This window comes from Arsenophonus nasoniae DSM 15247 (assembly GCF_000429565.1).
Classification (GTDB): domain Bacteria; phylum Pseudomonadota; class Gammaproteobacteria; order Enterobacterales; family Enterobacteriaceae; genus Arsenophonus; species Arsenophonus nasoniae.
On record NZ_AUCC01000086.1, the window covers coordinates 1 to 12,110 of the forward strand.

A 12,110-nucleotide genomic window follows, 5' to 3' on the forward strand; every position below is an offset into this window, starting at 1 on the left:
ACATGGCTAGATGTGAGGGTAGAAATGCCCGTTGATTCAATCTGGAATCAGCAACACGCGCAAAAAGAATAGCCCCATCCTATTAGCAGCGTTGGAGAAAGTTGTTAACTATTAACTATTAGTTGTTGGTTGCGGGTAAGTGGCTTTGTACGAGACGGTGGTTTTGTTCTAAGCATTAGGGCGAAGATAGCACGTGAAGGGTGGAAAATAAATTTGTACATATATGTGTATATAAAAATAAATTTAATTGTCAATATGTTAATTAATCAATTGATTATTAATGTTATTTTTAAATGTATTTCATTCTGTTAATGAACTAATTCGTAAGAATAATAATATTTACCATATTCTGAGGTAAAATCGTCGGGAAGGCCCTCAAAAGTTAATGTGCTAAGACCACTTAAGATAATAATATTTTTTATTTTTTTAAACCGATGCTGATTCAGCATAAAAAGAATTGCTTCTTGCACACAATTATATCCACTACCACCAAAATTAAGCCATATTTCTCCTGTCAACTTAGAAAGTCTCGAAGAAATTGTATATGCATCCGAAGTAGCTCCGGTTCCCATTGCAGTCGAACCGCCAATAACAATGTTAACTAATTCATCGGTTGGAAAATTAGTTGGTGAAACCCAGCCAGAAAATGATTTACTTATTCGGAAGCCCATTTCATCGGTATTAATCACGGCTGATCGATAATTCTTTTGGTGAAAAAACATAGTGTAAGGAAGCCAGCGAACGCTTAAGGACATAAATTCATCATATTCACGCAGTTGTGGTGTAAGTTCATAACATCTTTTCACAGCTTCCTGATGGGTCATTTGTTTATATTTCATTATTTACCCCCCTAAAATTTTATGAAAACATGTAATTTAATATTTTCTAACAATCAATTATCCCAAACTAAATAATTTTTAGAACATTCACCTTATACACCTACAAATGCTATATTAAATTCCATTCTTGAAATAAATACCGACTTCATGACTATTAATAAAAATTAATATAATAAAAAATTACACGTTCTAAGTGACATGCAATCTTTAACTTTTATTTACACCGCGAAGTCACAATACTATAAAAACATTTCCTAACGGGATAAAATGAATTTAATTCCTGAAACGATGAAATAACCATTGCGGCATTCGAAATCTACTTAGCAAAAAGATTTATGTCAACAAAAATTTAACATTAATGCCGTTTTAGCTAATTATAAATTAGATTAAAGTTATAAAATTTATGTCGTCAATAGTTTTTAAATACAGCTGATGATAGAATATAAATATATGATAAATAAAAAATTAATATTAAAATAAATTAGATGCTAAATTTTATAGTAATTTTTTCTTTACATTTAAACATCACCATAGGTGATAACAAATAAGCAACAAAAATTCCACTACATAAAACAATTCCAAAACTACTAATGGTTAAGCTATTACTAAAAATTAGTACACTTAAAGTAAAAATTGTTGTCATCATAGCTAAAGTAATCGTAAATAAAGCACTAAGTGGTTCATTTTTTGCATTACTCAGAAAAAATGTATAATTAACACCAATACCCAGCACTAAAACCAAAGCTAATAGTGAAAAAATATTTAGGCAATGTCCAGTAAACGCAAGCATGGCAAGGCTACTAACTAACGACAATATTGAAGGTAATAAACTAATCACCCCATGACATAGACCCAATTTAGCTATCATACAAGCAGCAATCACGCCAAGTGCCGCAAATAATAACCCCGTAATAATCATACGATATAGGGTAAATATTTCATTAAAAACCGCTTTACTATCGATCCATTCTACACCTGGAAGTGCTTCAGCCAAGGCTGAAAGCGCAGCACTATTGTTAACACCATCTACCGGAATTAAAATACCATTTCTACCATCCGCCAAAGTTGTCCATATCAAACGCCAACTTTCATTGACTGAATTTTCAGCATATTGCTCAATTTGACTTAGCATTAAAGCCATTTTTAATTTTTCTAAAACATTTCCTGTACGATGATTGGCTTGGTCTTCTGTTATCGTAAGATTGCGAACAAAGGCCGTATCGCTATATTGATTTTGTTCTGAATCAAATGGAATAAGATGATAATTTGTCAACCAACCACGTTTTTTCGCTATATTAAGTTTCATAATAAAAGCTTTAAGACGCTTGAATGTTTCTTTAGAATTATCACCATAGATCATAAACCATTTTTGATCACTCTTGTTACTGGTTAAACTAATAATAGTTTCCTGAGATAAAATCACTGAAGGCAACACTTGAAGCGAAGAGACATCGTCATTAATTTTAAACATTGCCAATCCAAGTAATGACACGACACCAACAAAAAGTGGTAACCCAATACGTAACATTTTGTATCTTTGCCAAGCTCTAAACCAGAGCAATATAAAAGTTTTAGCGGGTACTGCTCTTACTGGTATACCACGACATAACCATGGAAACCAAAAAACAACCGTTAAATATGAGCCAATAAAACCTACTGTAGCGAAAAATATCATTTGGCAAATTTCAGGAAAAGGCGTAAACATCATAATAATATAAGCAGTTACAGTAGTAATAAGTACTAATAATAATGTCGCTTGTATTTTTCTAAGACTTTGCCAAGGATCTGCTTGATGGCCATAAACCATACGTTCTGTGAGATAGTAAAGAGAATAGTCAACCGATAGCCCTATGATGCTTATATTCATTACTAAAGTAATTAAATATAATTCACCAAAAACGAATAATGTAGTAATACTTGCAACTAACGCACCAATACCAATTGATAAAAAACAAAGTAATAATGAACGAAATGAACGAAAAACAACCAAAATTAGTGAACCCATTGCCAATACGGCAATAATGCCAAAGGTAAAAATATCCTCTTTTATCTGCTGGCTCTTATAATCACTATATAGCATCGTACCACGTGATAAAACTTGTGCCTGTGGATAATCAGCCGTAAATTGTTTCGCTTTGGTTTCTAAATTTGTTACTAGTTGATCGATGCTATGCATATTAAAAGACGAATCTATCAGTTCTCCATAAATCAGATACCAATATTGCCCTTGATAATCTTGTATTATAATCCAGCCATTTTGTAGACATAGCTGACTGGTATTTTGTGCTAATTTTTGCCACGTATTAGGCATTAGTATTAGAGGATCAATAAGAGAATTTTTGTGATTATCAGATAAAACGTCATAAATTTGAGAAAATATCCACTGAGCATGAGCATTATTATGATTTTGTAATACTGGTTCTCTAGGAAGTTGTTCATCTTTACGGCAATGAGAAAGAATGCTTCCTTCTAGTTGTTTTTGTCGTTGAGTATCAATCGGGCCTTTAACAAAACTAATACCAGGTTCTAAACGCAACAATGCTAACCAATGTTCTGCAACCGATGAATCTGGCTGCTTTCCCGGACTTATTAACCATAGTAATTGTCGCTCGTCCGGCTGTATAAAATCATTATTAAGAGAGGGAGATGAATGGTTTAAATTTTTTTGCGGTAACCACGTTAGAATATTGTCACTAAATCGTACATTAGGTAACAATGCCAATAATGCGATTAATAGCAAACAAATTAAGAGCCAGATAACTGCTCCCCAGTGCAAAAATTTAATCGGCAGAACGGGGGTCTTCATCGTTAATCAGTGTAAAAAGCATCCATTGATATTGCCCACCAGCATAATTAACCGGATAATTTTGCTCATCATTTAATAAAAAAGCATCTAGACAAAATAGATTTTCAAAATAATTAATCTGAATAACATTATTTAATAATTTATTTATCAAGAGAAAATATAATAGAAGTTTACGTTTAAATATTGATAAACAAGTTTTCATTACGATGAGAAAACTGTAAAAAACTCTCACAAAATCACTCCCTGACACTAAAATAAAAATTTTCTTGCTATGATTTTTTAACGCTATTTTAATTTACAGCGTAAATCTACTTGCTTTAATTGAATAAAAAACGAGCAATCATATAACGACTCCATTCTAAAGAAATAAGTAAAATTGAAAAATTACCCTATCAAAAATCTATTAATAGTGTAAAGAAATATCCACTCCATAAATGAATAGTTGGTTGTTTATGCTGAAAATAATTATATTTTTAACATATAAAAATAAAAACATTATTCACTAATATTATAATAAAATATTTTTATAATAAACTGGCTAAAAAAGAGGTTACCATTTACTAAGCAATAGCAAAAAAGAACTGGCATATCTTTTGTGCTTGTTAAAAAATTTGTCGTTTATATTCATTAATTACTTAATCGCTATTAGGTGCTCCATTAAACAATGACTCTTTAGTTATCTTTCTTGATTAAAAATGACGATTGAGTTTTATAAAGAGCAGAATAATCAATAATAAACATTAATTATTTAATATATTTATATTTCTTCTAAACCACACAATAAATTTTCATAGTTATGTTTTAATTGCTATTTGTTCAATAACAATCAAAATTTTCTTTGCTGTATACGCGTATAAATCATCTTCTTTCTGCACATTAAACTAAGGCTGTTGCCACAAATTAAAAACATAGCGCGTCACGTATTCTTTGTGCTAGATTTTGACTTATAAGTAACGAACTTGTGGATATTATGTTTACTATCATCAAAAAGCTATTGAGAAAAAAACTCATCATCGTAGCGATTAGCCTAACTATCGTAACGCCCTTATCAACCTTTGCTAAAGAACCGAAAAACTTCATTTATACCAGTTCAGATGATTTCGAATCGGTAGCAGCCATTTTAGAACGTAGCGATATTCACGGCATACAGATTGTTTACAATTGGCGTTTGCTCGAACCAGAAAGAGACAAATACGATTTCTCAAAGATTGAAATGGATCTGTCACGCCTTAAGAAAACTAGAAAAAAATTATTTATCCAGATTCAAGATCGATTTTTCGAACCGAATGCCCGATACGTTCCTGATTATCTATTAAATGATCCAATTTATAACGGTGGAGTGTCACCACAGTTTGATAATCCAGGAGAGGGAGGCATTGTTGGCTCTGGTTGGGTAGCACAGCAATGGGAACCTGCGGTACGTCATCGTTATCAAGCGCTATTAGCTGCACTTGCTAAGCGTTTTGATGGCCAGGTATATGGAGTGAACTTACCTGAAACTGCCATTGATTTGGATGAGAAAGCCCCCCCTAAAGGATTTTCCTGTGATAATTACTTCGCCAGTGAAATAGAAAATCTCGCCTTTGCACGAAAGGTGTTTACCAAATCATATGTAGTGCAATATGTTAATTTCTGGCCATGCGAATGGAACAATGATAAAAATTATATGAGTCGATTATTCGAGTTCGCTAGTACTCATAACATTGGCCTCGGTGGTCCTGATATTGTCCCCAACCGTAAGGCGCAAATGAAAAACTCATATCCCTTCTTCAATCAATACAAAAATAAATTAGCCCTTGTTGCCATGGCAGTGCAGGAGCCAACCTTAACCTACATAAATAAAAAGACGGGTAAGCCATTCAGCAAGGCCGAGTTTGTACAATTTGCTGAAAATTACCTTGGAGCCGATATCATTTTTTGGAGTACAAAATCACCGTGGCTGACTAAAAATAAGTAAAAGTAACCACAAAGCATACGTTTTTTAATCAACAAATCGCTCAAGAAAAAATAGGTTTGAGCGATATACCCATCACAAATTAATAAGCTGAAAAATGATTTTAAAAGCAAAAGGCGTTAAACCAAATCTAGTCTGACAAAGGGATGTGAACAACGGAAAATGATTCAATATGCGATAACTAATATATCTTTCCCTCACAAGGCATTTTAAATAATGTCACTAATTTTTCTTATCCGTGGCGGAAAATATGACTTTACCAATACGAGCAATAGCTTCATTACTTTGGGCTAGGGTAGCTTTTGTTTGTGTAATGTAGATAGCGATGATTAATGGCTGACGGTTTTCTGGCCAAACAAGACTGATAATCGATCTGGAGCCATAATCTCCAGACCCCGTTTTATCGACAATTTTCCACTGTGTTGGCAGAACAGAACGTAATAACGCATTCGCGACTTTGTCATCTTCCATCCACTGCCTTAATTGCTGACGCGATGAAGGCTGCAACACATCACCAAGCACCAATTTTTGTAATGTTTGGCTAATAGCCACTGGCGTTGTAGTATCACGCATATCACCCGGTATAGCACTATTTAATTCAGGTTCGAAGCGATCAAGCCGGGTAATCGAATCACCTATGGTACGTAAGAAACGGGTAAAACTCGCCGGGCCACCTATTTTTTCCGCAATGAGATTAGCCGCCGTATTATCACTGTAACTAATTGCTGCACTGCATAATTGTTGCCAGTTCATCGATAAAGGAGAGGTAAATTTTTCAGTCACAGGAGAGTAAGTAACCAGTTGTTCTTTCTGAAACTGGACACTTTCCGTCAATACGATTTTTCCATTATCCACCTGGTGTAACAACCTACCACATAACAACGCTTTAAAAGTGCTGTTTAGAGGGAATCTTTCATTACCTCGATAACTTATAGTGACATTATCAGTCGTATCAATGATAGCAACACCAATACGAGAATTTAGTTTTTTTTTCTTCTTGCTTAACAATGTTAGCCAACTGAGTGTCATTAATTGTATATGCAGTGGCGTTACTACAGACGGCAATAATAAACAAGATCAACCCAACAGATTTCATTCGATGTTTGAAAAACATAGTATCATCCTATCCTGGTAATTATCTAAAAACTCAAACAAAAACTCACTATTATTATTGATAACATATTACAAAGATTAATTGGTTTATGGATTTATATTGAATAAAATTATTAACGCAAATTTTTATTCCACATTTATGATTATATTTATAGGCACTGTTACATACAGGGTGATAGATTTGCTAAAGTAACTTTTAATCTTCAATTACTTTATTGTTATTCAATTTAAATATAATAAAGTCCCATAAACGCCACCAAATAAATTTTAGTGATATTATCTTGATCAATTGCTTTTCCCGCTTAATCAGGTTCTTCTCTCTATCAATACCGCCTAAAAATTTCTTCTACTTACGCCTAGCGATAAGCGTTATTATGTCCAGATATAACAAGAGATATTTCAGGCAAAGAAAGTAATAACCTGATTGTGACGCAAGACATAATAGCCCGTTATCTGGCTACCTTTTGTACGATACTCGGTCAGTGATTGGGTCAATTCAAGTGTAATTCGTTGATGTAAAATCTCTATTTTACAAACTCTGGCTGCTTCAAAACCAAACAAATATCTGACTTCAGGGTAAAGTGCCTTGAATAAACTTTCTTTGGCGGAAAACGTAATTAATAATGCGATTTCATAATCAATACCACTATCTACCAGCAGAGCTTGTTCATCCAAAGAAGAAAAAAGATTTGCAGTCTCTCTTATTGTTATCGAAGAGAATGTCTCGATATCGACGCCTGGTATCAGGCCTGCTTCCTGTGACGTCACTAACGCGATAGCATATCCATCGGTATGAGAAAGACTACCACACCATCCTGATGGCCAAACTGGTGCACGATCCTGCCCAATACCCGGTGGGTTATTACATCCTTCATTTTGTAGCAGTATTTTAGCTGCATATCGTACTGCAACATATTCCGCGCGACGTTTAACCACCGCCGAACTCAATGATTGAGGAAAAGGAATAGCAAAATAAGCAAACAATTCGTCCTGATAACAGCGAATATCAAAATTGATCAAACAGTAACGTAAGCAAGGTAAATGGATAGCCATCCCAACCTCAAAATAGCGAATAAAAGGCATAGCTGAGCCGGTTGTGATTGAAGTGAACATTTAACTAACCATCGCTAATAACTAACAAAATAAAACACGATAAAACAATTAATTAGGCCAATATCAATCACAGCTTAAAAGTAATTCATTTTTCATATCTCGCGAAAATTTAATCTTGCTCCACCGTTTCTCTTCGGGTCAACTTGCGTAATGTTGCTCTCGTTACGCTTTTTTTTAAAAACAATCGCCTTTCTTTTCTCTGTACGATTTATGAGCCTGCACCTAGCACACACTCTTTGCCACAAAGGTCAAAACTCTTTACATAACCAATCAATGTTGTCAGATTTGTTTTGCACTTTCCCTTCAACATTAATTGGTTTTGCAAGCAAGGCTTATCCCTCGCAAGTTAGGTTAACGCCTGCTCGAGCGTAGGCGAATACGTAGTCACGGCACTATCGTTGATGACATTGGCAATAATTCGATTTAGTTGACTGAATAGTTGTTTCCCGTTGTTGCTGTTCAAAATTGAGTAGTGGTTACCTTCAATACAAATACACTCGGCGGTTTTAAGTTGCTGACGCCAGAATTGCATCGCCTGTTGACTCTGACTAGCATAAATCAGATAGGTAACTACTCGCGGCGGGTAACTCGGAATGAAACTACGCAGGCAAGTGAGGTTACGCCTGAAAGCTTGTAGTAGATTGCCGACATAATTTTGCGTAAAGGGTGATAGATCTAATTCATCACTATCCTCCCCCATCATCAAAAGTTTTACTTGTGGCAGAGTAATGTCTTGCAGTTTGTAATTCAGTTCTTTAGCAAACCCATGCAGTTGTGAGTCATCTGTTGGTGGCGTTTGCCATGCATTGGCAGCAGGCGGATCTAACATGACTAAAACCGGTTTTTTGCTCTGCAGTTCCGACATAGCAGCCATCTGATAGGCTAGCAGTGCACCAAATGACCATCCCATAATAATCAGAGGACAGTTGTCTTTCAGCTGAGGCAATACTTGGTGGCAATAAACAGCAGCTCGTTCAATAAGCGTGTCTTCGGTAAGTATCTGTCCACCTAACATAGGATCTTGGATCTGAATAACGCCGATCCGACTATCCAGCATCTTCAACATTTCCCGATAAGCTAATAGATCTCCGCCAATCGGGTGAAGTAAAACGATCTGAGCCAGTTCTACCTTATTGACCTGCTGTGCTGGTTTGGCCATATCCTCAATAAAACGGTAAAGTGCCTCAGGTGTATCCAGCTGCATAAATTCAGCCAGCGTCAATGGGCGAGGCGATTTGTTATTCAACTCATCCAGTAGTTCTAGCGCCTGAATGCTGTCACCCCCCATACTCTCCCAGGAAGTGTCATTGTTACTCTCAGCAAGACCAAGATGTTCTGCGTACAGTTTTCTAATCAATGGTAATGAAAATTTATCAGTGGTATCAGGGCTGGCGACCACAGATGGACGGGATGGTATATGTTGTTGATAAAACCAGCGGGATTCGGCAAAACCCGTTGTGCAGACTAACTGCTGGATCTGCGGTGAACTCATGACTTGATAGAGCATTTCAGCCCCCTCACGACGAGTGATACCGATACTTAAATGCAGCAGATTATCATGGCGACGCAGTCCAGCCGGAAGTTGATGAATGGACATACCACCATCCTGCCAAATATCCCAGTTGATTGTTCGGTAGCAACAATTTTGCTGGCTTGCAGCTTTAGCTGCTACCCACGCATCCAAATATCCGTTAGCACAAGCATAACTGAGCTGCCCAACACCACCATGAATAGCTGACATAGAGGAGGAGCAGATAATCCAACGCGGCTCCAGTGTCTGGAGGATCTCCAGCGCTGCACAGCTACGAATTTTTTCCTCAACAACAGAGAAATCGTCAACACACTGGTGACGGGCAATAAGCGCGCCCGCTGGCACGCCAGCACAGTGTAAAATCCCCTGTATATGGTTATAACGCGCTTGCAACAAGTTGGTTAGTGATTGCACTTCGGTTATGTTGGTAATATCACAACTCAGCGATTCGTATTCACACTGACCGGCTAAATGCAAACTGATCGGGTCTTTATTTACACGGCGTGAAACAAGAACAAATTGGCTATGTGGTGCAATGGCGGCAATTGCCTGCACTAAAGCCTGGCCGATGCCACCGCTGCCACCGAGTACAACATAAGTGCCTGATGGCAACAGCATGGGTAACTGATGTAGTGGTTGCTCTACCAGCGGTTGATAGCTGAGCTTTAACCATTGCTTGCTGCGCCATGCATGTACGATGCCCTGCTGACTCAGACCATATCCGATAACGACAGTAGGGCTATTAGCACAGCAATCAAAAAGTGCACAATGTATCTGTGGGTGTTCCTGCATAATAACATTCAGTGCACTGGTTAACATCGCCTGTTCAGGTAGAACAACTTCCCCCGCTGCCGTACTTAATGCATTGACGGTAAGTAGATTCAATTCTAGCGTGCGATTCGGCAGGCACTGGCTAGCTACCTGTATGACATGAGTTAGATTTAACAACAGCTCAACAGCGCTTTCGCCAACAGAGGAAATCCACAGAATTTGTACATTTCCTGAGGTGTTTGCTGCCTGCTTTAATAGTTGGTCGGGTTTTTCTTCTGGTGATAATACCAGCACCTGTCGTGCCGTCAGCTTTACATTATTGGGCAATATGCCAATCACCAGGCAGAGATCAGCGACCGCCATCTGAGGTTGAGCTACTACTTGCCAGCAAGGCGTGTAACGCCACTGTTTAGTGGCTAGCTTTGCTGGAACCTCCGCAGGAAGTAACATAAAAGGTGCAAAGGCAAAGTTGGTGATAGAAAACTGCCAGCTTGCAGGATGATTATTGACCCGGTTGACTGGCCAGCTACTTTCTTCGTCCAGCAACCAACCACGGCACTGCTGAGCCTGAGCAGGGGATAGCTGCTGGCTATTTTGCAGTCTATCAATTCGCCGTAATATCTGCTGATTGTTTTGTCCCTGTGTTAACCAACTTTCCATTTCTGCCTGCGCTTTAGCCAAATCGTTCCATATACCGAGATGGCGTATTCGCTGCGGTTTATGCAGTGATAAACGTGCGCAAAGGGTAGATAAATCCAGCGAAGAGGTACGCATGACATTCAACACTTGAACGATAAGCTGTTGTAACGCCTGTGGCGTAGCGGCAGATAAGGGTGCCAGACAGAGCCCTTCTTGCTTAACTGAATGCGAACAGCGCTCTTCTTGGCGCGGCTCACGCAAGATAAGATGCGCGTTAGTTCCCCCCATGCCAAAACTACTGACGCCAGCATAGCGTAGCGCATCACTTTTCCACAAGCGACTGGTGGCACTGGTAGTAAACGGTGTTTTATCTATTTCTAGCAATGGATTAGCCCGCTGAAAGCCTACATTAGCAGGCAGTACCTGATGATAGAGTGCTAAAGCGGCACGAATCAACCCTAAGATACCAGCTGCTGGACCGGCATGACCGAGTTGACTTTTTACTGACGAGATATGGCAGAAACCTGTTTTACGAGTTGTCGATGAGAATGCTCGGCTAAGCGCGGCAATTTCGATCGGATCACCCAGCGGTGTTGCTGTGCCGTGAGCTTCAACATAACCAATTCGATCGGCAGTTATTCCGGCACGGGTTAATGCCGAACTAATCACTTTTGCCTGGCCAACAACAGAAGGCGCGGTATATCCCGCTTTATCCTGCCCATCATTGTTAATTGCACTACCACTGATAACGGCATAAATGCGATCATTGTCACGCCGAGCTGCTGCCAATGGTTTAAGGATCACGACGCCACACGCATTGGTCGCCAGCGTGCCATCCGCATTGTCACTGAACGGATTAGTACTACCTTGTCTAGAGAAGATGTGGCCTGGCGCCCATTTATACCCCTGTACGGCATCCGGATCGATATTCACCCCAGCCACTATCATCATTTCAGCATCACCCATGCTTAATGCATTGCATGCCTGATGCACTGCGACCAGAGAGCTTGAACAGCCAGTTTGAACCGTTAGCGCCGGGCCACGTAAACCAAGATAATAAGCCACTTTTGTCGCCACAAAATCCTTCTGATAAGATAAACCTAAGAAAAAAGGATCGCTATTGCGACTTTCAGTGCAATTTCGCCGCGCTAACCAGCGCTGGTAAAATGCATCGCCAGTGCTGGCCACTATGCCAACCGACGCCAGATCTTCCCTACTACTATAGCCAGCATTTTCTAACGCCTGTACTTGTAGTGGTCTAATAAAACTGTAGAGATTTATAGCTTATAATTAAGCAAAATCTTATAGGTATAAATATGACCCGAAAAGTAAAAGTAACCTTTA

General features: G+C 38.3%; 7 protein-coding genes. 1 reads left to right on the forward strand and 6 read right to left on the reverse strand.

The annotated features are described in order from the left end of the window. Positions 1-308 precede the first annotated feature (308 nt). The 3 genes from G468_RS21105 to G468_RS24205 all read right to left on the reverse strand — a co-directional run bounded on the left by G468_RS21105 (position 309) and on the right by G468_RS24205 (position 3,877). Positions 309-839, reverse strand: coding sequence for a hypothetical protein (locus tag G468_RS21105; protein ID WP_034250052.1), 531 nt, complete (start codon positions 837-839; stop codon positions 309-311). Positions 840-1,320: 481 nt separating this feature from the next. After that, positions 1,321-3,645 carry an MMPL family transporter gene (locus G468_RS0113940; RefSeq protein ID WP_051297122.1) on the reverse strand — a complete coding sequence of 775 codons (2,325 nt, stop codon included), beginning with the start codon at positions 3,643-3,645 and terminating at the stop codon, positions 1,321-1,323. Further along, positions 3,620-3,877, reverse strand: a complete 258-nt coding sequence (locus G468_RS24205; protein WP_026823632.1) for a hypothetical protein — start codon at positions 3,875-3,877, stop codon at positions 3,620-3,622. Before G468_RS24205 ends, G468_RS0113940 begins: the two co-directional genes overlap by 26 nt. A 738-nt stretch (positions 3,878-4,615) precedes the next feature. On the opposite strand from G468_RS24205, the gene G468_RS0113950 reads away from it, so the two are divergent. Continuing rightward, on the forward strand, positions 4,616-5,602 hold the full coding sequence (locus G468_RS0113950; protein ID WP_135677465.1) for a hypothetical protein: 987 nt from the start codon (positions 4,616-4,618) through the stop codon (positions 5,600-5,602). 219 nt (positions 5,603-5,821) lie between these two features. Here G468_RS0113950 and bla read toward each other — a convergent pair whose 3' ends face one another. The 3 genes from bla to G468_RS0113965 form a co-directional block, all read right to left on the reverse strand. Continuing rightward, positions 5,822-6,628 (reverse strand): class A beta-lactamase, encoded by an 807-nt coding sequence (gene bla / locus G468_RS21110; RefSeq protein ID WP_246067329.1) that lies wholly within the window; start codon positions 6,626-6,628, stop codon positions 5,822-5,824. A gap of 483 nt (positions 6,629-7,111) precedes the next feature. Next, positions 7,112-7,825: a 4'-phosphopantetheinyl transferase family protein gene (locus tag G468_RS0113960; protein WP_026823634.1), complete on the reverse strand. Its 714-nt coding sequence runs from the start codon at positions 7,823-7,825 to the stop codon at positions 7,112-7,114. A 346-nt stretch (positions 7,826-8,171) separates the two neighbouring features. Further along, a complete protein-coding gene (locus tag G468_RS0113965) occupies positions 8,172-12,047 on the reverse strand; it encodes a beta-ketoacyl synthase N-terminal-like domain-containing protein (RefSeq protein WP_338078181.1) in 3,876 nt (1,291 codons plus the stop codon). Positions 12,048-12,110 lie beyond the last annotated feature (63 nt).